Genomic DNA, 18916 nt, shown 5'->3' with positions numbered 1-18916 from the left:
GTCAGCGCAGTCCGGGCACCTTCGCCCGGAACGCGGCGACCATCGCGTCCCGGCCGATCAGGTTGAACTCGCGCCCCAGCGTGCGCATGACCGAGTTCTCGGTGGGCCGGTACAGGCCGTACCGGTGGTACCGCGCGCCCTCGAACGCGCCGACCACACCGCCGTCCGGCGACGCCTGGCCGAGGTAGGCGGACCACTTCGCGCCGGTCGGGTCGGCGGTCACGTTCACCTCGGTCGGCTCCGCGCCGCCGTACCGGTCGTACGGGTAGTCGTACTCGTCGGCCAGCCCGCCGATCGAGTGGCCCAGCTCGTGCACCGCGATCTGCCCGGCCTGGTCGTTCGCGCCGGCCGCGGTCGCCACTCCGCCGCCCGCGCCGCCGTACTTGGCGGTGTTGCCGAGCGCGATGACCTGGTCGGCCTCCGGCGCGAGCGCGGCGAACTGGGCGGCCTTGGTCTGGTTCACGCACAGCAGGCGCTCGGTCTGGGTGTCCCGGCCCTGGCACCAGAAGCCCATGTCGAGGGCGGTGTCGCGCTCGACGCCGAGCGTCGGGTCGTGGTCCACGCCCGACTCGTTCGACACCACGTCGACCTGCCAGACGTTGAAGTGCTGCCGGTAGGACTTGAACGGCTCCACCGAGGCCAGCTCCTCCCACTTGCCCACCACGTGGTCGTGGAACGAGTCCAGCTCGTCGGCCGTGTAGCCGTCGCCCACGAACACCAGGTCGAACCGCTGGTCGGGCGCGCCGGTCTGCTGAACGGGCACCACGGCGGCGGACACCTCGGCGGGCGCGGCGCGGGTCTCGACGGCGACCGGGACGGGCGTCCGCGAGATCGTGCCGTCCGGCGCGAAGACCTCCAGCCACTCCACGGCCGGCTCGGCGCGCTCCGCAGCGCCGCCGGGCAGGGGAGCGGCGACGACGGCGGAGGCGACGGCCAGCACGGCCAAGGCGGCCCGAAGTGCGCGCATGCAGTCACGCTATGGAGTTGAGCGCTAACCCACAAGGGTTGATGGTTTGGTTTGAACGGGCCCAAAACGGGTAGGAGATCACCGCTGTCCGCTGCCCGTGCCGCCGATCGAGGCACAACCGGGCCACTCCGTCACTGTGACCTGAGTCGCCCATAAGGGATGCCGGTGCACGGCGTCAAGTCGTGGATACCTACCCTGAACCCCGTGAACCCGACCGATCTGGCCACCTCGGGCCCGATCCTGCTCGCCACCGGGCTGGCGGTGCTGGCCGGGGCGATCTCGTTCGCCTCCCCGTGCGTGGTGCCCCTGGTCCCCGGCTACCTGGCGTACCTGGCGGGCCTGGTCGGCGCGGAGGCGCCCGCGGTCCAGGACGGCGAGGCGCGCAAGACCGGCCGCTGGCGGGTCGCCGGCGCGGCGCTGCTGTTCGTCCTCGGCTTCACCGCCGTGTTCGCCCTGACCTCGTTCGTCGTGCTCGGGTTGACCGACCTGTTCTGGTTGCAGGGCGACCTGCTCCAGCGCATCGGCGGTGTCATCACCATCGCCATGGGCCTGGTGTTCATCGGCCTCGTCCCGGCGTTGCAGCGCGACGTCCGCGTGCACCGCACGCCGCGTGCCGGCCTCTTCGGCGCGCCCCTGCTCGGCGGGGTGTTCGCGCTCGGCTGGACCCCGTGCATCGGACCGACGTTGATGGGCGTGCTGGCGCTGACCCGCAGCACCGAGGTCGGCTCGGTCACCGCCCGCGGCGGCCTGCTCGTGCTGGCCTACTGCCTGGGCCTCGGCCTGCCGTTCATCCTCATCGCGCTGGGCGCGCGCTGGGCGGTCCGGACGACCGGCTGGCTGCGCTCGCACGTCCGCCAGGTCCAGGTCTTCGGCGGCGTGCTGCTGATCGCCGTGGGCGTGGCCCTGGTCACCGGCCTGTGGGGCGACTTCGTCGCCTGGCTGCGCGACGCCGTGATCACCGACCTGGAACTGCCGCTGTAGTGGGTACCGTCCTCGCCTTCCTGCGCAACACGTGGCGCGGCCTCACGGCCATGCGCACCGCCTTGACCCTGCTGTTCCTGCTCGCCCTCGGCGCGATGCCCGGCGCGCTGCTGCCGCAGCGCTCGCTGAACGCGGTGAAGGTGGACGAGTACATCGCGGAGCACGGCTGGTGGGGCCGGTTCCTCGACGAGCTGCAGTTCTTCGACGTCTACGCCAGCGTCTGGTTCTCCGCGGTCTACGTGCTGCTGTTCGTGTCGCTGGTCGGCTGCCTGCTGCCGCGCACGTTCGAGTACTTCAAGCAGATGCGCGCCAAGCCGGTGCTGACGCCGCGCAACCTGTCCCGCATGCCGCACCACGCGTCGGCCGAGACGACCGCGTCGCCGCAGGCCGTGGTCGAGCACGCCGAACGCCGGCTCAAGGGCTGGCGCAAGGTCGTCCGCGAGGAGCCCGACGGCTCCCGGACGGTCAGCGCCGAGCGCGGGTTCCTGCGCGAGACCGGCAACCTGGTGTTCCACTTCTCGCTGCTGGGCCTGCTGGTGGCCTTCGCGCTGGGCAAGATGTTCGGCTACGAGGGCCAGGTCATCGTGCAGGCCAACGGCGACCAGTTCTGCAACTCGGGCGTCTACAACTACGACACGTTCCGCCCCGGCCTGCGCGTCGACGGCACGAACCTCAACCAGTTCTGCGTGAAGGTGGACGACTTCGAGGCCACCTACCTGCACAACGGGCAGGCCGAGAGCTACCGAGCGTCCATCGCCTACCAGTCCGGCGCGGACCTGGAGACCGGCACCTGGCGGCCGTACCCGCTGGAGGTCAACAGCCCCCTGCGCACCGCGGGCGACCGGCTCTACCTGCTCGGCCACGGCTACACGCCGCTGTTCACGGTCACCTTCCCCAACGGCGAGACCCGCACCGGGGCCACCCAGTGGCGGCCGGTGAACCTCCTGACGCTGGCCTCCGAGGGCGCGACGAAGTTCGACCCGCCGAACGTGCCGGACGCCGAGCAGCGCCGCAAGAGCCAGCTCGCGATCACCGGCCTCCTCGCGCCGACCGCCGCGTTCCGCGGTGAGCTGCTGGACTCCGCGTTCCCCGCCGCGAACGACCCGGCGGTGGCGGTCGACGTCTACCGCGGCGACCTCGGCACCGACTCCGGGCGCGGCCAGTCCATCTTCTCGATCGACCGGAAGATGGTGGAGGACGGCAAGCTCACCAAGGTCGCCCGGCAGAACCTCAAGGTCGGCGAGGAGCTGACCCTGGACGACGGCACCGTGATCCGCTTCGACGGCGTCCGCGACTGGGTGTCGTTGCAGGTGTCCCACGACCCGACGCAGGTGTGGGTGCTGGTGTTCTCGGTGCTGGTCATCCTGGGGCTGGGCGTCTCGCTCAGCATCAAGCGCCGCCGGGTCTGGGTCCGGGCGACGCCCGGGGACGGCGGGCGTACCGTCATCGAGGTCGGCGGCCTCGCGCGCACCGACCAGGCCGGGTACGGCGAGGAGTTCACCGGGCTGGCCCGCGACCTGGTGGACCCCCGTGACCCGTCCGCCGACAAGGAGGAGAGCTGATGCCGGTCAACGCGGCCCTGGCGACCTACAGCGACTGGACCTACGGCGCGGCCGTGGCGATCTACTTCTTCGCCGCCGTGCTGTACCTGTGCGAGGCGGCGTTCGCCCGGCCCGCGAAGGCCCGGGAGCGCGAACTGGCCGGCGCCCCGGCGTCGGGCGCGGTCGCCGCGGGCGGGACGCAGGCCGACGGCACGTGGACGCCGGGCCTGGTCGTCAGGCCGGAGCGGTCCCGCGCCGAGCGCCTGGGCCGCATGGGCGTGGCGCTGGCCGTCCTCGGCGCGCTGCTCCAGGCCGCCTCGCTGGTGCTGCGCGGTCTCGCGACCGAACGCGCGCCGTGGGGCAACATGTACGAGTACGGCTCGATGCTGACGCTCGCGGCCGTCGTCACGTGGCTGGTGCTGTCCCGCACGTTCCCGGTGCGCCGGCTCGGCGGGTTCGTGCTCGTGCCGATCGTGATCCTGATGTTCCTCGGCGGCACGGTTCTCTACGCCGACGCCGCGCCCGTGCAGCCGGCGCTCCAGTCGTACTGGCTCGTGGTGCACGTGTCGGTGATCTCCGTGTCCAGCGGCGTGCTGCTGGTGCCCGGCGTGGCCAGCGTGCTGTACCTGATGAAGTCCTCCGGCCGGGCCCGGTTCCGCCGGCTGCCCGACGCCGACGTGCTCGACCGGCTCGCCTACCGCAGCACGGTCTTCGCGTTCCCGCTGTTCACCATCGGGATCATCTGCGGCGCGATCTGGGCCGAGGCGGCGTGGGGCCGGTTCTGGGGCTGGGACCCCAAGGAGACGGTCGCGTTCGTCTCGTGGGTGGTCTACGCGGCGTACCTGCACGCGCGCGCGACGGCCGGGTGGCGCGGCCGGCCCGCCGCCTGGATCAACTCGCTCGGCTTCGCGCTGACCGTGTTCAACCTGTTCTTCATCAACCTCGTAACGACTGGGTTGCACTCGTACGCCGGGGTCGGCTGATCCCGTAGACCACCAGTCACGCGGTGTCGGCGGCCCGTCGCGGAGCACGTGGCTGAGCGCACACCCAGTGTCGAGGAACCACTGGTCGCCGACTACCGTCGGACGCGTGGGGTCGGGGAGGTCTCGATCCGCTTCGCTCAGGGAGGACCCCAGCGGTGACCGGTCGCTACGAGAATCCTGAGCCGTCGTGGCAGCAGCCGGCCGGAGGGGACGGGCAGCAGCCCAACCCGAACCAGTCGGGCGGCTACCAGGTCGAGCCGGGATCGGGAGCCCACTACGTCGACCCGCAGACCGTCTACCTGGACCCGTCGGCGTCCGGCCCGGTGACCGGTCCGCCGTCGGGCGGCTTCCCGGCGCAGTCCGGCCCCTACCCGGCGCCGGGTCAGCAGTCGGGTCCGTACCAGGTCTCGGGTCAGCAGTCGGGTCCGTACCAGGTGTCCGGTCAGCAGTCCGGCCCGTACCAGGTCTCGGGTCAGCAGTCCGGTCCCCACCAGGTCTCCGGCGGCCCGTCGGGGGCGTACCAGGTGTCCGGCGGCCCGTCCGGCGCGTACCCGGCCCCCGGCCAGCCCGGTCAGCCCCAGTACCAGGGCGGGTTCCCCAACAACTTCCCGCAGAGCGTCCAGCCGCAGCCGCCCCAGCGCGCCAACGCCAACGAGGTCTCCTCGCAGCAGCTGATCAAGCGCGCGAAGCGGCCCCCGCAGTCCGGCTGGCGCAAGACGCTGCACTCGATCACCGGCGGCCTGGTCAACCTCGGCGAGAGCCCCGCGGACATCCGCCGGCGCGAGCTGATCACCCGGATCAACCAGCCCCTGCGCGGCTGCTACAAGATCGCGATGCTGAGCCTCAAGGGCGGCGTCGGCAAGACCACGACGACGACCACGCTCGGCTCCACGTTCTCCTCGTTGCGCGGCGACCGGGTCATCGCGGTGGACGCCAACCCCGACCGCGGCACGTTGGCGCTGAAGGTGCCCCGGGAGACCACGGCGACCGTGCGGCACCTGCTGCGCGACGCCTCGAAGATCACCCGGTACAGCGACGTGCGCGCCTACACGTCGCAGTCGCCGAGCCGCCTGGAGGTGCTGGCGTCCGAGCAGGACCCGGCCGTGTCGGAGGCGTTCAGCGACCAGGACTACCTGCGCACGATGGCGCTGCTGGAGCTGTTCTACAACATCGTGCTCACCGACTGCGGCACCGGCCTGATGCACTCGGCCATGAAGGGCGTGCTCGACCAGGCCGACTCGCTGGTGCTGGTCTCGTCCGGCTCGGTGGACGGCGCGCAGACCTCGGCGGCGACGCTGGACTGGCTGGACGCCCACGGCTACCGCGACCTGGTCGCGAAGTCCGTCGCGGTGATCAACTCCGTGCGGCCGGGCTCGGGCAAGGTCGACCTGGACAAGCTGGCCGCGCACTTCGCCCAGCGCTGCCGCGCCGTGGTGCGGATCCCGTTCGACACGCACCTGGAGGAGGGCGCGGAGATCGAGCTGGACAAGCTCGCCCCGGACACCCGGCTCGCGCTGCTGGAGCTGGCCGCCACGGTGGCCGACGACTTCCCGAACAACTAGCGCGCGACGAGGGGCCTCGACCGAGGCCCCTCCGCCGTCTCACTCCTCGTCGTCCGCCTTCTTCTTGCGCTGCTCGCCGAGCTTGCGCAGGAAGTCGGGGTTGTCGTCGGGCGCCACGAACCGACGGCTGGGGGCGGTATCGACCCGGTCCGGCCCGAACGCGCGCCACAGCAGCACGGCGATGGTGAGCGCACCGACCACCGCGAGCAGGTAGAGCATGGTCGCCACCTCCTTTGCCACGAGATTACCCGTGTCGCGGAGGTGCACGTGCTCAGTGCCGGACGGGCTCGGTCGCCTCGGTGGTGAGCTGGGACAACAGCTCCTGGACCTCCGACTCGCGGAACCTGCGGTGGCCGCCCGGCGTGCGGATCGAACCGATCCGGCCCGCGGTCGCCCAGCGGGTGACCGTCTTCGGGTCGACCCGGAACAGGTTCGCGACCTCGCCCGGCGTCAGCAGGCGTTCCCCCTGGTGTCCCTGCGTCACGGTCACGGCTTTCCTCCCCGATGGCGAACAGACGTACCGGACGCATCGTGGCACCTCACCCATCGGGTACTCGAACGCTTGGGTGATGGTAAAGAGGTAGTAAGGGACGAAGCGTGCGGTTCGGACATCGCCGGGGGTGGGCCTACCCTGTGACCGGTGGACGCTCTTGATCGCCAGATCATCGCCGCCCTGCGCGAGAACGGCCGGGCCACCTACGCCGACCTGGGCCGGAAGGTGGGCCTGTCGGCCTCCGCCGTGCACGAGCGGGTCGGCAAGCTGGAAGCCACCGGCGTGATCGTCGGCTACCACGCCGTGGTCGACCCGAGCGCGGTCGGCCTCGGGGTCACGGCGCTGGTCAGCATCCACCCCACCGACACCGCGGACGACGACGAGCTGGCGGTCGCGCTGGGCGAGCTGGTCGAGGTCGAGTCGTGCTACCGGGTGGCGGGCGACGAGTCGTTCATCGTGAAGGTCCGGGTCGCCACGGTGGACGACCTGGAGCGCTCCCTCGGCCGGTTGCGGCGCATCCAGGGCGTCGCCCGCACCCGCACCACGGTCGTGTTGTCGACCCGGTTCGAGGGCCGGCCGAACACCGCGGCGGCCGGCGCCGCGGACGACGCGTAACCTGGGGAACCGTGCACCTGGGTCGTGATGTGACGCTCTACATCTGCGCACGCCTGGGCATGGTCGCCGCGGTCACCGCGCTGCTCGTGCTCGTCAACGTGCCGCTGCTGGTGGCGCTGGCCGTGGGCGTGGTGGTGGCGCTGCCGCTGTCGCTGTTCGTGTTCAGCGGCCTGCGCGCGCGGGTCGCGCAGGGCCTGGAGGTCAAGCAGGCCGCGCGCCGCGCCGAACGCGAGAAGCTGCGCGCCCAGCTGCGCGGCGACGCCGCCTAGACCGCCGGACCGTCCCGTCGGATCCGGCGGTGGCGTGCCGGGCGCGGCGGCGGCACGGCCTAGACCACCAGCAGGATCGTCCCGCCGAGGTTGGCCAGCAGCACCACGGCCAGCACCGCGCCGATGTTCGTGCTCTCGCGCAGCCGCAGGGCCAGCGCCAGCGGGCCGACGGGCAGCGGTGTCGGCGGGCGCTCGCGGCGCGCGATGCGGGCCGCGCCGAACGCCACCCCGAGCGGGTGCAGGCCCACCTCGCGCGCGCCCCGCACGTCGGCGCGCCACTGCTCCAGGTAGCGGTCCCGCTGCCCGCGCGGCAGGAACGCGGCCGCCGCGCGGACCAGGGCCAGGGCGAGTCGGGTCATCGGGCTACCTCCGGTCGGGTGACGGGCACGGGTCGGGCCTTCCTCGCGCACACCCGGGTCGCCTCGCGGGCGCCGTCCGGCGTGAGCACGTACATCCGGCGGCGCGGGCCGCGGCGTTCGCTGTCGTCGTCCCACGACGACGTGACCCACCCGGCCCGTTCCAGGCGGTCGAGCAGCGGGTAGACGCTGCCGGACGGCCGCCCGGTCAGCTTGATGATCTCCAGGCCCCAGCGCGGCCGGTCGCTGCCGAGCAGCACCTCCAGCACGTCGACGGTGGCCCCTCCGATGCGCCCGAGCGGTTCCACGCGCCAAGCCTATCTATGTAGATTAAGGCGGGTCAACCCTCCGCCGCCCCGCCCCTCACCGGCCGAACGCGGCCTCCGCCTCGCCGGCCAGGCGCTCCACCACGTCCCGCAGCTCCAGCACGTCCAGCCAGTGCCGGGGGATGGCCCCGACGCCGTCCCGCGCGCCGAGCAGGTTCCCGCACAGCGCGCCGGTCGAGTCGCTGTCACCCGAGTGGTTGACCGCGAGCAGCAGCCCGTCCGCCAGGTCGCGCGCGGCCAGCGCGGTCAGCACCGCGATCGCCAACGCCTCCTCGCCGACCCAACCGCCGCCCAGCGTCGTCTCGATCACCTCGGGCGTCGGGCGCACGCCGCCCACGCCCAGCTCCACGGCGAGGTCGAGGAGGGCCAACTGCTCCTCGTGCCCGTCCCACCCGACCAGCTCGGCCCGCGCCACCCCGATCGCGGCCGGCAGCGACGCGCCCGCCAGCAACTGCTGCACCAGCACCGCCAGCACGCCCGCGGACAGGTAGCCGCTGGGGTGGCCGTGGGTCAGCGCGCCGGTGGCGGCGGCCAGCTCGAACACCTCGTGCACGTCGTCGGACCACAACGCCACCGGCGCGGCACGCATCACCGCGCCGCAGCCCTTCGAGTCGTTGATCGGCGCGTCCACCGTGCCCGGCACGCCGGAGCGCAACGCGGTCAGGCACGTGGTGCCGGGCGCGCGCCGGTCGTGCAGTTCCGGCACGTCCAGCAGCCACCCGTCGCGGGTGACCTCGGGGCCGCCCTGCGTGCGCAGCCACCGGGCGTACGCCACGCGCACCTCGTGCACCGGGTCGCTGCCGCGCCGACGGGCCAGCACGAGCCCTTCCAGCGTGAACAGCGTCATCTGGGTGTCGTCGGTGATCGCGCCGAGCCGGCCGTACGCGGGGGCGTAGTCGGTCAGGCCGGCCGGGCCGAACCGGCCGCGGATGCGGTCGATCCGGTCGAACTCGATCGAGCCGCCGAGCGCGTCGCCGACGGCTCCGGCCAGCAGGCAGCCGGTGAGCGGGGCGATCGGGAGTGGGGTCACGCCGCAGAAGTTAACCTGCCGGCGTGACCCTTTCGGTAGACCGATGCAGCTCCCGGACCCGGGAGTGGGTGTGCGAGGCCGTCCGCATCATCGAGGCGGACGCCAACCGCAGCGCCGACACGCACCTGCTGACGTTCCCCCTCCCACCGGAGTGGGGTATCGACCTTTACCTGAAGGACGAGTCCACCCACCCCACGGGCTCGCTCAAGCACCGCCTGGCCCGGTCGCTGTTCCTGTACGCGATCTGCAACGGCTGGGTGGTCGGCGGCACGCCGGTGATCGAGGCGTCGTCCGGTTCGACGGCCGTGTCCGAGGCGTACTTCGCCCGGCTGCTCGGGCTGCCGTTCATCGCGGTCATGCCGCGGTCGACCAGCCCGGAGAAGGTGGCGCTGATCGAGCGCCAGGGCGGGCAGTGCCACTTCGTGGACGAGCCGGGCGCGATCTACGACGAGTCCCGGCGGCTCGCGGCGGAGCTGGACGGGCACTTCATGGACCAGTTCACGCACGCCGAGCGGGCCACGGACTGGCGCGGCAACAACAACATCGCGGAGTCGGTGTTCCAGCAGATGGCGCTGGAGGACAAGCCGGAGCCGGAGTGGGTCGTGGTCGGCGCAGGCACCGGCGGCACGAGCGCCACCATCGGCCGGTTCATCCACTACCGCAAGCTGCGGACCCGGCTCGCCGTGGTGGACCCGGAGCACTCGGTGTTCTTCGACGCCTGGCGCGACCGCGACCCGTCGCTGACCGGCACCCGGGGCTCGCGCATCGAGGGCATCGGCCGGCCGCGGGTGGAGCCGTCGTTCATCGCCGCGGTCATCGACCGGATGATCAAGGTGCCGGACGCGGCGTCGCTGGCCACCATCCGGCACGTCGAGCAGGTGCTGGGCCGGCGCGTGGGCGGGTCCACCGGCACGAACCTGTGGGGCGCGTTCCAGCTGATCGCGGAGATGCGGGCGTCGCGGCTGCGCGGCAGCGTGGTGACCCTGCTGTGCGACGGCGGTGAGCGGTACGCGCACACCTACTACGACGACGAGTGGGTGGCCGCGCAGGGCCTGGACCTCGAACCGCACCTGGCCACCCTGACCCGGTTCCGCGCCACCGGCACGTGGAGCGGGTGATTCGCGACTTCGAGGGAACGCGCGGCGGCCCGCGTGCGTCGCAGCGGGATCGGCGCGAGAAAGGGGTTTGCGGTGATCGCGTGGCGGACTGCCGAGGTGCTCACGGCCGAGGACGTGCTGAGCAGGTCGGTCGCCGATGCCGACAAGGCGATGCGCGAGGCGGCGGCGCTGCGCCGGCCGCAGCGGGAACCGTCGGCCGACGACGTGCGACGGGTCATGCAGTACGCGAAGTCGAACGCCGCGTCGCCGGAGTTGCAGGCGTTGCAGCGGCGGATCGCGGGCGGCTACCTGAGCTGGCGGCAGGTGCTCATGGGCGAGGCCGCGGACGACCGGGGCGTGAAGGCGGCGCTGGAAGCCGACCGCGACGCCCTGACCGCCCTGTGCCGCGGCGAGGAGCCCCGCGTCGCACCCCCCAAGCCCGAACCGGCCGACGACGACGAGCCGATGAGCTTCACCGAGGACGCCTGGTAGCGGACGCCCACAACCCCGTCGCGAGCACGGCGAGGGCGCCGAGGAGCACGACGCCCGCCGCGCCGAGCGCGATCGCGGTCGGCGCCGCCGTCCTTGCCGCGCTGTCGGCGGGCACGGGTCGGATCCAGCCGTGGGGGTCCACGAGGACCGTGACGCGCGTGCCCTCCTCCGCGTTCTCGGGCGGGGTCGCCAGGGGGCCGAGGCTTTCGCCGGTGACGGCGTCGTCGACGTAGTACCAGCGCCTCACCACGCCGCCGGACTCGCCGTTGAACCCGATGGTGGACGAGATGACCGCTTCGGCCCGCGTGCCGAGGTGCGCCTGGTAGACCTGCGCGCCGGAGAAGTACGCCACGCCGCCCGCCACCATGAGCGCGCCGCACGCCACGAGGAAGAACACGATGAGCGCGTTCAGGGTCCCGCCGGAGCCCGACGCCTCGTCGTGCGCCATCGCCAGGCCGAACCCGACGGCGAGGAGGACCAGCACGAGGGGGATGCCGAGGAACGTCCACCAGCCCCGGCCCGGCTGGACCATCATCATCCCGGCGAGCGTCGCCAACGCCGCCGACCAGCACACGACGAGCACGGCCACGCCCGCGCACAGCGACCCGAACGCCCGCAGCCCGCCCATGCCACCGTTCTAGCGCCCCGGTCGGCCGGTCGGCCCCGGATGCGCGGTATCGGCCACCAATGGCCGAATGTCTCAGCCCAGCACGAGCGCGACCGGCACGGCGATGCCCCACACCAGCATGGCCAGGCCGGTGTCGCGCAGCACGGGGATCAGGTCGCGCCCCTTCGCGCCGCCCAGCACGCGCCGCGCGCCGATGATCGCCAGGGGCAGGGCGAGGAACCCGATCAGCGCCAGCGGGACGCGCAGGCCGATCGCCAGGGTGATCACGAACGGGATGCAGACCAGCGCCAGGTAGAGGCGGCGGGAGTCGCGGTCGCCCAGGGTGGACGCCAGCGTGCGCTTGCCCGCCCGCACGTCGGTCGGGATGTCGCGCAGGCTGTTCGCGATCATCACGCCGGTGGAGAAGGAGCCCATCGCGACCGCGCCGCCGATGCCGATCCCGGTGACCTCGCCGGTCATCACGTACAGCGTGCCCAGCACCGCCGCCGGGCCGAAGAACACGAACACGGCCAGCTCGCCGAGGCCCGCGTACCCGTACGGCTTGCGCCCGCCGGTGTAGAACCACGCCGCCGCGATGCACACCGCGCCGAAGGCCACCATCCAGTACCGGCCGGTCAGCAGCACGAGCACCAGGCCCGCCACCGCCGCCACGCCCAGCGCCGCGAACGCCGCCGCCCGCACCGCCTTCGGGTTGGCCGCGCCCGACCCGACCAGCCGGAACGGCCCGACCCGGTCGGCGTCCGTGCCGCGGATGCCGTCGGAGTAGTCGTTGGCGTAGTTCACGCCCACCTGCAACGCGACCGACACCACCAGCGCCAGCAGCGCCCACGCCGCGTTGAACCCGTCGATGTGGTGCGCGGCGCCCGCGCCCACCAGCACCGGCGCGATCGAGTTCGGCAGCGTGCGGGGGCGGGTCCCCGATACCCACTGGGCGACTGTGGCCATGCCGGACATCCTCCGACATGGTGAACGGGGACCCGCTCCCGGGTGGCCGTGATCAGCAGGCGGTGGCGCCGGAGACGCCCGACACGTACGCCCGCGCGACGAACTTGCCCGTCGCGATCCGGTACCAGATGTTCGACGTGCCCTGGCTGCCCGTCACCGACTGGCCGGTGACCTGGCACTCGACCCGCACCTGCGCGTAGTTCGCGGCCAGCCCGACCTGGGAGGCGGTGGAGGTCGCGCCGCTGCGCACGTTCAGCGGGTCGCCCGCGGTGCGGATGAACCCGGCCGGGCCGGAACCGGTCCACTGGTAGGTGACGGTGACCCAGGCGTTGTCGGTGAGCTGCAGGCCGTCCCAGAACGTGCCGTCGGCCAGGTCGATGCCCGCCGGGTTGGCCACGGCCCGGCCGAACTGGTCCTTGCCGCCGTTGTAGCCGTCCTGGTACGCGGCCTGCGCCTCCGGCTTGCCCTGCGGCAGGTCCTTCCACATCTCGCGGGTGGACGACGGGTTCCAGTAGTCGTCCTTGGTGTTCCACGGGCCGACGTCCCACACCGGCGCCCACTCGCACCGGCCGTTCGCCGCGCACACCCGGACGCTGTAGGTGCCGGTGCCCTTGGCGGACAGGCCGCGCCGCGACGGCAGGGCGACGAAGTGGTCGCGGCTCACGATGACGTGCCCGTTCGCCGTGGTGCCGCCGACCAGGCCCTCGCGGGTGGCGTAGACGCGGTAGGACAGGCCCGCGGCCTGCGCGCCGACCCCCGCCGCCGCGACCGTCGTGAACGCCCGCAGGTCGAGCCGGCTGACCTCGGGCGACGCCTTCTCGGCCGTGAGCGCGAGCCGGACCTGCACGGTCGTGACGGCGGTCGGCAGCACGGCCGGCGCGTCGGGGCGCGCCTCGACCCACTCGGTCCACTGCCCGTCGCCGAGCGCGCCGCGCACGTCCACGGCGACCTCCGCCCCGGCGGGCACGGTGCTCTTCACGGTCGCCGCGACGGCGTTCACCGGCGCGGCGAGGGTGCGCGGGTCGAGTTGCAGGAACCCGGTCCGCAGCGCGGCCCGCGCGCTGGCGGGCGTCGGCGCGGCGCGGTCGAGCCGCACCGCGCCGTCGTGCGTGGTGACGCCGTTGTCGTCGGCGTCCACGGTGGTCAGGTCGGCTCGCCACTCGGTCGCGCCCGCGGCTGCGGCGGGTGCGACGAGCCCCGCGGTCAGGACGGTGGCGACGGCGAGCGGTATCAGCAGGTAGCGCCTGGTCATCGCAGCACTCCTCGTCCGGACGCGCGGTGCGGAGGGGACCGCTGCAGGGCCGCGCGTCCCGGCGCTGCCGAGCCAATCGCCTGTGTGGTTACCTGTCAACCAACAAGATTGACAACTCGACAGAAACTCACCCAAACGAGCTAGCGACCGCTCTCCTGTCCACCTTGCCCGGACCTCGCAGCGGCAGTTCCGACACGAACGCGACCCGCTTCGGCATGGCGAACCGCCCCACCACCTCGCCGACCGCCGCGCACAGCTCGTCCGCGTCGGGCGGGTCACCCGGATCCTCCGGCACCACGGCCGCGGCCACCACTTGACCCCACTCGGGGTCGGGCAGGCCCACCACGCACGCCTCGCGCACGCCCGCCTGCGCGGTCAGCGCCCGCTCGACCGCGAGGGGCGCGACGTTCTCCCCACCGCTGATGATCACGTCGTCGGCGCGGCCCAGCACCTCCAGCGTGCCGTCCGGGCGGATCCGGCCCAGGTCGCCGGTGCGGAACCACTCGCCGAACCGCTCGCCGCCCTGGTAGCCGAGCGCGAGCACCGGCCCGCCGACCTCGACCCGGCCGTCCACCAGCCGCACGCGCACGCCGTCGAGCGCCAGCCCGTCGTAGACGCAGCCGCCGGACGTCTCGCTCATGCCGTACGTGGTCACCACCCGGACGCCGAGGTCGCGCGCCCGCCGCAGCACGGAGGGCGGGGTGGCCGCGCCGCCGATCAGCACGGCGTCGAACTGCCGCACCGCGGCCAGGCCCGGCCCGTCGGCCGCGACCAGCCGGGCGAGCTGCGTGGGCACGAGCGCGGTGTAGTGCGGGCCGGGCCGGGCCAGCACCGGGCGCGCCGCGACGGCGAAGTCGGACGCGCGGAAGCCCGGCGCGAGGTCCATCACCCCCGGCTCGGTGCCCGCCACGACCGACCGGACGAGCACCTGGATGCCCGCGATGTGCGTGGTCGGCAGCGCGAGCAACCACGTGCCGGGGCCGCCGAGGCGGGCGTGGGTCAGCTCGGCGGACGTGGTCAGGGCGTCCGCGCCGAGCAGCACGGTCTTCGGCTCGCCGGTGGAGCCCGAGGTCGCCACCGCGAGCACGGCCCCGGTCTCCCAGCCCCGCAGCGGGACCCGGGCCTCGGGCCGGGTCGCCACCGGGTCGCCCTCGCCGCGCAACGCGGCGCGCAGTCGGTCGATCGTGATCATGGGTGCCTAGTAGTAGTAGGGGTAGTCGGACCAGTCCGGCGGGCGCTTCTCCAGGAACGCGTCGCGGCCCTCCACGGCCTCGTCGGTCATGTACGCCAGGCGCGTGGTCTCGCCCGCGAAGAGCTGCTGGCCGACCAGGCCGTCGTCGATCAGGTTGAACGCGTACTTCAGCATCCGCTGGGCGGTCGGCGACTTGCCGTTGATCTCCTTCGCCCACTCCAGCGCCGCGTCCTCCAGCTCGGCGTGCGGCACGACGGCGTTGACCGCGCCCATCCGGTGCATGTCGTCGGCGCTGTACGTGCGGCCGAGGAAGAAGATCTCGCGGGCGAACTTCTGGCCCACCTGCCGGGCCAGGTAGGCCGAGCCGTAGCCGCCGTCGAAGCTGCCGACGTCGGCGTCGGTCTGCTTGAACCGGGCGTGCTCGGCGCTGGCCAGCGTGAGGTCGCACACCACGTGCAGGCTGTGCCCGCCGCCGGCCGCCCAGCCGGGCACCACCGCGATGACGACCTTCGGCATGAAGCGGATCAGGCGCTGGCACTCCAGGATGTGCAGCCGGCCCGCCCTGGCCGGGTCGACGGTGTCGGCCGTCTCGCCCGACGCGTACTGGTAGCCGCTGCGGCCGCGGATGCGCTGGTCGCCGCCCGAGCAGAACGCCCAGCCGCCGTCGCGGGGCGACGGGCCGTTGCCGGTGAGCAGGACGCAGCCGACGTCCGAGCTCATCCGGGCGTGGTCCAGCGCGCGGTACAGCTCGTCCACGGTGTGCGGCCGGAACGCGTTGCGCACCTCGGGCCGGTTGAACGCGATGCGCACCGTGCCCTGGTCCACCGCGCGGTGGTAGGTGATGTCGGTGAAGTCGAAGCCCTCCACCCGCTTCCAGCGGGTCGGGTCGAACAGCTCGGATACGTCCTGATCTGCCACGGCAGGGACAATATGCCCGCTCCGCGCGGTGAGGGGGCCCCGGTCCGCCCGGCGCGCGGAATCACCTGGTCGGGCGCTGCGCGACAATGGCCGGGTGAACCCGTCCACCGCGCAGGCCAGGGTGCTCGTCGACGAGCTGATCCGCAACGACGTCCGGCACGTCGTGCTGAGCCCCGGATCGCGCAACGCACCGCTGTCGTTCGCCCTGCACGACGCCGCCGCGGCCGGGCGGATCACGCTGCACGTCCGGGTGGACGAGCGCACCGCGGGCTTCCTGGCGCTGGGCCTGGCCAAGGGCGGCGCGGGGGTCACCGCCGTCACCTGCACCTCGGGCACCGCCGTGGCGAACCTGCACCCCGCGGTGCTGGAGGCCCGGCATGCGGGCGTCCCGCTCATCGCGCTCACCGCGGACCGCCCGGTCGAGCTGCACCGCACCGGCGCGAGCCAGACCGTGGACCAGCAGCGCATCTTCGGCACGGACACGCTCCAGTTCCCCATCGCCGAGCGCCGCGCCGGCCAGAACGGCCTGTGGCGCGCCCTGGTGTGCCGCGCCGTGGCCACCGCCCGCGACCAAGGCCCGGTGCACGTCAACGTCCCGTTCCGCGAGCCGCTGGTGCCCGGTGGCGACGAGGACTGGCCCGAGTCCCTCGACGGCCGCCCGTTCGACGTGCCGTGGACCCGCACGACCCGCCGCACGACCACTGCGACCAGCCCGGCCGACCACCTCGGCCCGCGCACCCTCGTGCTCGTCGGCGACACCGACCGCGACCCGTCCGACCTGGCCGAGCGCGCCGGCTGGCCGGTGATCGCCGAGCCCACCGGGCACGGCCTGCGCCACGGCGCGCTGCTGCTCAACGCGGGCGACCTGCCCGACCACCTCACCCCGCAGGCGGTGGTGGTCGTCGGCCGCGTCACGCTCTCCCGCGGCGTGCTGCGGCTCATCGCCCGCACCCCGGTCGTGCACGTGCTGTCCGACGAGCCCGACTGGCCCGACCCGCAGTTCGCGGCCACGCACACGTCCACCGACCTGGCCCTCGGCGAGCACGAGGTGGACCACGACTGGCTCACCGCCTGGCAGCACGCGGACAAGGCGGTCGCCGAGGTGGTGGACGACCTGCTGGCGCGGGAGCCCTGGCCGACCGGCCTGCGGGTGGCCCGCGACCTGGTCGCCGCGCTGCCGTCCGGCGCGAACCTGTTCCTCGGCTCGTCCAACCCCGTCCGCGACGTCGACCTGGTCGCCGAGCCGCGCCACGACGTGCGCACCTACGCCAACCGGGGCGTGGCGGGCATCGACGGCAGCGTCTCCACCGCCGCGGGCATCGCGCTGGCCGGCGGCCCGACCTTCGCGCTGATCGGCGACCTCACGTTCCTGCACGACGCCAACGGCCTGCTCATCGGTCCCGGCGAGCCGCGCCCCGACCTGACCGTCGTGGTGCTCAACGACGACGGCGGCGGCATCTTCGCGCTGCTGGAGCAGGGCGCGAAGGAGCACGCGCCGACGTTCGAGCGGGTCTTCGGCACGCCGCACGGCGTGGACCTCGCGTCGTTGTGCGCGGCGTACCGCGTGCCGCACACCGCGGTTGCCACCGCCGAGGAGTTGGGGCGCGCGCTCGACCGGCCGAGCGGAATCCGCGTGGTGGAAATCCGGGCGGAACGCCACGAATTGCGCGATCTGCACGCGCGGTTGAAGTCGGCCGTGTCCAGCTCATTCCATTAGGCGGAATCCTACCGTCGGGGGTACAGCCCGCCGTCGGTCGCGGCTAGCTTCGCCGCATGTCCTTGAGAGCGAAGCTGACCCTCGGTACCGCCACCGCGGCGTCCTTGCTGCTCCTCGCCGGCACGGCGACGGCGGCACAGCCGGGTGCACCGGGCATCGGCGACCCGTACTACCCGAATGCGGGCAACGGCGGGTACGACGTTTCCCATTACGACATCAGGCTCAACTACCAGCCGGCGAACGACAACCTTTCCGGCACGACGACGATCCTGGCCAAAACCACCCAGGACCTGAGCCGGTTCAACCTCGACTTCCTGCTGAAGGTCAGCTCGGTCCGGGTCAACAACAAGGTGGCCGCGTTCTCCCAGAACGGCGGCGAACTCGTGGTCGACCCGCGCGGCACGCTGCGCAAGGGCTCGGACGTGACGGTCGTCGTGACCTACTCCGACGTGCCGTCGAGCCACGCGGTGGACGGCTACACGGCGTGGAAGCGCACCCCGGACGGCGCGCTCGCGATCGACCAGCCCGACATCGCGCCGTGGTGGTTCCCGAGCAACAACCACCCGACCGACAAGGCGAAGTTCGACGTGTCGGTGGCCGTGCCGACCGGCGTCGAGGTGCTCTCCAACGGCCTGTTCGGCGGCACCACCCAGCAGATCAACGGCTGGACCCGGTGGCGTTACCGCAGCCTCCAGCCGCAGGCCACCTACCTGGCGTTCATCGCCATCGGCCAGTTCGAGATCCGGCAGTCCACCGCGCCGAACGGCCAGCCGGTGCTCAACGCCTACTCCGAGCGGCTGGGCGACGACTACGGCGCGTCGGTGGCGAGCATCGAGCGCACGCCCGAGGTGACGGAGTTCCTGGAGACGCAGTTCGGCCCCTACCCGTTCGAGGCGCAGGGGGGCGTGGCGACGCCGGGCATCGGCTTCGCGCTGGAGAACCAGACCCGGCCGACCTACGACGCCGGCTTCTTCCGCCGCGGCTCCAACACCTACGTGGTGGCGCACGAGATCGCGCACCAGTGGTACGGCGACTCGGTGTCCGTGCACGGTTGGCGGGACATCTGGCTGAACGAGGGCTTCGCGAGCTACGCCGAGTGGCTGTGGTCGGAGCAGGTCGGCGAGGGCACCGTCCAGGAGAACTCGGACTACGTCTACTCGCTGTACCCGGCCGACAGCGAGTTCTGGCAGGTCCTGCCCGGCGACCCGGGCGCGGCGAACCAGTTCCACAGCGCCGTGTACGACCGCGGTGCGCTGACCGTGCACGCGTTGCGGGCCGAGATCGGCGACGAGGCGTTCTTCCGGCTGCTCAAGGAGTGGCCGCAGGCCAAGCGCAACGGTGACGCGACGACGGAGGAGTTCATCGCGTTCGCCGAGCGGCTGTCCGGCAAGCAGCTCGACGAGCTGTTCCAGACCTGGCTGTTCACGCCGGGCAAGCCGGCCGCCGCGCCGGGCTCGACCGGGTTCGCGGCGCGGTCCGCGCCGGCCGAGCCGAAGTCGTTCAAGAAGATCCAGGAGACGCGCGAGCTGCTGGCGCAGCACCACCACTGATC

21 protein-coding genes are annotated in these 18916 nt (G+C 72.9%); 10 read left to right on the top strand and 11 right to left on the bottom strand.

Going from position 1 to position 18916, the window contains the following annotated elements; translation table 11 throughout:
* Position 1: 1 nt before the first annotated feature.
* Positions 2-967 (bottom strand): M64 family metallopeptidase, encoded by a 966-nt coding sequence (locus ACWEFJ_RS00815; protein WP_378095432.1) that lies wholly within the window; start codon positions 965-967, stop codon positions 2-4.
* Positions 968-1162: 195 nt separating this feature from the next.
* Between ACWEFJ_RS00815 and ACWEFJ_RS00810 the strand changes: the two genes are divergently transcribed.
* The 4 genes from ACWEFJ_RS00810 (at position 1163) to ACWEFJ_RS00795 (ending at position 6034) form a co-directional block, all read left to right on the top strand.
* Positions 1163-1948 carry a cytochrome c biogenesis CcdA family protein gene (locus ACWEFJ_RS00810; RefSeq protein WP_378095457.1) on the top strand — a complete coding sequence of 262 codons (786 nt, stop codon included), beginning with the start codon at positions 1163-1165 and terminating at the stop codon, positions 1946-1948.
* Between the two features lie 50 nt (positions 1949-1998).
* Complete coding sequence (gene resB / locus ACWEFJ_RS00805) at positions 1999-3510, top strand: cytochrome c biogenesis protein ResB (RefSeq protein WP_449712638.1); 1512 nt, start codon at positions 1999-2001, stop codon at positions 3508-3510.
* Complete coding sequence (gene ccsB / locus ACWEFJ_RS00800; RefSeq protein WP_449712511.1) at positions 3510-4472, top strand: c-type cytochrome biogenesis protein CcsB; 963 nt, start codon at positions 3510-3512, stop codon at positions 4470-4472. The genes resB and ccsB overlap by 1 nt, the downstream gene beginning before the upstream one ends.
* A 155-nt stretch (positions 4473-4627) precedes the next feature.
* Complete coding sequence (locus tag ACWEFJ_RS00795) at positions 4628-6034, top strand: AAA family ATPase (protein ID WP_449712510.1); 1407 nt, start codon at positions 4628-4630, stop codon at positions 6032-6034.
* 39 nt (positions 6035-6073) lie between these two features.
* On the opposite strand, the gene ACWEFJ_RS00790 is transcribed toward ACWEFJ_RS00795, so the two are convergent.
* Together ACWEFJ_RS00790 and ACWEFJ_RS00785 are read right to left on the bottom strand one after the other, a co-directional pair.
* Positions 6074-6253 (bottom strand): hypothetical protein, encoded by a 180-nt coding sequence (locus ACWEFJ_RS00790; protein WP_378095452.1) that lies wholly within the window; start codon positions 6251-6253, stop codon positions 6074-6076.
* 52 nt (positions 6254-6305) lie between these two features.
* Positions 6306-6524, bottom strand: coding sequence for a BldC family transcriptional regulator (locus ACWEFJ_RS00785; protein WP_378095426.1), 219 nt, complete (start codon positions 6522-6524; stop codon positions 6306-6308).
* 150 nt (positions 6525-6674) lie between these two features.
* Between ACWEFJ_RS00785 and ACWEFJ_RS00780 the strand changes: the two genes are divergently transcribed.
* Both ACWEFJ_RS00780 and ACWEFJ_RS00775 read left to right on the top strand, forming a co-directional pair.
* Positions 6675-7142 carry an Lrp/AsnC family transcriptional regulator gene (locus ACWEFJ_RS00780; RefSeq protein ID WP_378095424.1) on the top strand — a complete coding sequence of 156 codons (468 nt, stop codon included), beginning with the start codon at positions 6675-6677 and terminating at the stop codon, positions 7140-7142.
* Positions 7143-7153: 11 nt separating this feature from the next.
* Complete coding sequence (locus ACWEFJ_RS00775) at positions 7154-7411, top strand: DUF4229 domain-containing protein (protein ID WP_378095422.1); 258 nt, start codon at positions 7154-7156, stop codon at positions 7409-7411.
* 59 nt (positions 7412-7470) lie between these two features.
* Here ACWEFJ_RS00775 and ACWEFJ_RS00770 read toward each other — a convergent pair whose 3' ends face one another.
* Genes ACWEFJ_RS00770 through ACWEFJ_RS00760 form a run of 3 tightly spaced genes read right to left on the bottom strand, consistent with a single transcriptional unit; the run spans position 7471 to position 9123 of the window.
* Entirely contained in the window at positions 7471-7770 is a 300-nt protein-coding gene (locus ACWEFJ_RS00770) for a hypothetical protein (RefSeq protein WP_378095420.1), read from the bottom strand.
* Positions 7767-8075, bottom strand: a complete 309-nt coding sequence (locus tag ACWEFJ_RS00765; RefSeq protein WP_378095418.1) for a PadR family transcriptional regulator — start codon at positions 8073-8075, stop codon at positions 7767-7769. Before ACWEFJ_RS00765 ends, ACWEFJ_RS00770 begins: the two co-directional genes overlap by 4 nt.
* 55 nt (positions 8076-8130) lie before the next feature.
* Complete coding sequence (locus tag ACWEFJ_RS00760; protein WP_449712509.1) at positions 8131-9123, bottom strand: ADP-ribosylglycohydrolase family protein; 993 nt, start codon at positions 9121-9123, stop codon at positions 8131-8133.
* 23 nt (positions 9124-9146) lie between these two features.
* Here ACWEFJ_RS00760 and ACWEFJ_RS00755 point away from each other — a divergent pair, with 23 nt between their 5' ends.
* Positions 9147-10241, top strand: coding sequence for a PLP-dependent cysteine synthase family protein (locus ACWEFJ_RS00755; RefSeq protein ID WP_449712508.1), 1095 nt, complete (start codon positions 9147-9149; stop codon positions 10239-10241).
* Positions 10242-10313: 72 nt separating this feature from the next.
* A complete protein-coding gene (locus ACWEFJ_RS00750; RefSeq protein ID WP_378087525.1) occupies positions 10314-10712 on the top strand; it encodes a hypothetical protein in 399 nt (132 codons plus the stop codon).
* Here ACWEFJ_RS00750 and ACWEFJ_RS00745 read toward each other — a convergent pair.
* The 5 genes from ACWEFJ_RS00745 to ACWEFJ_RS00725 all read right to left on the bottom strand — a co-directional run bounded on the left by ACWEFJ_RS00745 (position 10693) and on the right by ACWEFJ_RS00725 (position 15647).
* Positions 10693-11340 (bottom strand): hypothetical protein, encoded by a 648-nt coding sequence (locus tag ACWEFJ_RS00745; RefSeq protein ID WP_449712507.1) that lies wholly within the window; start codon positions 11338-11340, stop codon positions 10693-10695. The genes ACWEFJ_RS00750 and ACWEFJ_RS00745 overlap by 20 nt on opposite strands.
* Before the next feature lie 72 nt (positions 11341-11412).
* Complete coding sequence (locus ACWEFJ_RS00740) at positions 11413-12285, bottom strand: 1,4-dihydroxy-2-naphthoate polyprenyltransferase (protein ID WP_378087521.1); 873 nt, start codon at positions 12283-12285, stop codon at positions 11413-11415.
* A gap of 52 nt (positions 12286-12337) precedes the next feature.
* Positions 12338-13537, bottom strand: coding sequence for a hypothetical protein (locus tag ACWEFJ_RS00735; protein ID WP_378087518.1), 1200 nt, complete (start codon positions 13535-13537; stop codon positions 12338-12340).
* A gap of 127 nt (positions 13538-13664) precedes the next feature.
* Positions 13665-14729, bottom strand: coding sequence for an o-succinylbenzoate--CoA ligase (gene menE, locus ACWEFJ_RS00730; protein WP_449712506.1), 1065 nt, complete (start codon positions 14727-14729; stop codon positions 13665-13667).
* A 6-nt stretch (positions 14730-14735) separates the two neighbouring features.
* Positions 14736-15647 (bottom strand): 1,4-dihydroxy-2-naphthoyl-CoA synthase, encoded by a 912-nt coding sequence (locus tag ACWEFJ_RS00725; RefSeq protein ID WP_378087514.1) that lies wholly within the window; start codon positions 15645-15647, stop codon positions 14736-14738.
* Between the two features lie 94 nt (positions 15648-15741).
* Here ACWEFJ_RS00725 and menD point away from each other — a divergent pair, with 94 nt between their 5' ends.
* Positions 15742-17364 carry a 2-succinyl-5-enolpyruvyl-6-hydroxy-3-cyclohexene-1-carboxylic-acid synthase gene (menD, locus tag ACWEFJ_RS00720; protein WP_449712505.1) on the top strand — a complete coding sequence of 541 codons (1623 nt, stop codon included), beginning with the start codon at positions 15742-15744 and terminating at the stop codon, positions 17362-17364.
* 56 nt (positions 17365-17420) lie between these two features.
* Positions 17421-18914, top strand: a complete 1494-nt coding sequence (locus ACWEFJ_RS00715; RefSeq protein WP_378087510.1) for a M1 family metallopeptidase — start codon at positions 17421-17423, stop codon at positions 18912-18914.
* Positions 18915-18916 lie beyond the last annotated feature (2 nt).

The sequence above is a fragment of the Actinosynnema sp. NPDC004786 genome, assembly GCF_053601135.1.
Note: the sequence above shows the minus strand (reverse complement) of the source record. Positions and strands in the feature narration are given on the sequence as shown.

Coding starts and splice junctions, on each gene's coding strand:
- ACWEFJ_RS00815 (WP_378095432.1), bottom strand. CDS start 967: ATGCGCGCACTTCGGGCCGCCTTGGCCGTGCTGGCCGTCGCCTCCGCC.
- resB (WP_449712638.1), top strand. CDS start 1,999: ATGCGCACCGCCTTGACCCTGCTGTTCCTGCTCGCCCTCGGCGCGATG.
- ccsB (WP_449712511.1), top strand. CDS start 3,510: ATGCCGGTCAACGCGGCCCTGGCGACCTACAGCGACTGGACCTACGGC.
- ACWEFJ_RS00790 (WP_378095452.1), bottom strand. CDS start 6,253: ATGCTCTACCTGCTCGCGGTGGTCGGTGCGCTCACCATCGCCGTGCTG.
- ACWEFJ_RS00770 (WP_378095420.1), bottom strand. CDS start 7,770: ATGACCCGACTCGCCCTGGCCCTGGTCCGCGCGGCGGCCGCGTTCCTG.
- ACWEFJ_RS00745 (WP_449712507.1), bottom strand. CDS start 11,340: ATGGGCGGGCTGCGGGCGTTCGGGTCGCTGTGCGCGGGCGTGGCCGTG.
- ACWEFJ_RS00740 (WP_378087521.1), bottom strand. CDS start 12,285: ATGGCCACAGTCGCCCAGTGGGTATCGGGGACCCGCCCCCGCACGCTG.
- ACWEFJ_RS00735 (WP_378087518.1), bottom strand. CDS start 13,537: ATGACCAGGCGCTACCTGCTGATACCGCTCGCCGTCGCCACCGTCCTG.
- menE (WP_449712506.1), bottom strand. CDS start 14,729: ATGATCACGATCGACCGACTGCGCGCCGCGTTGCGCGGCGAGGGCGAC.
- ACWEFJ_RS00715 (WP_378087510.1), top strand. CDS start 17,421: ATGTCCTTGAGAGCGAAGCTGACCCTCGGTACCGCCACCGCGGCGTCC.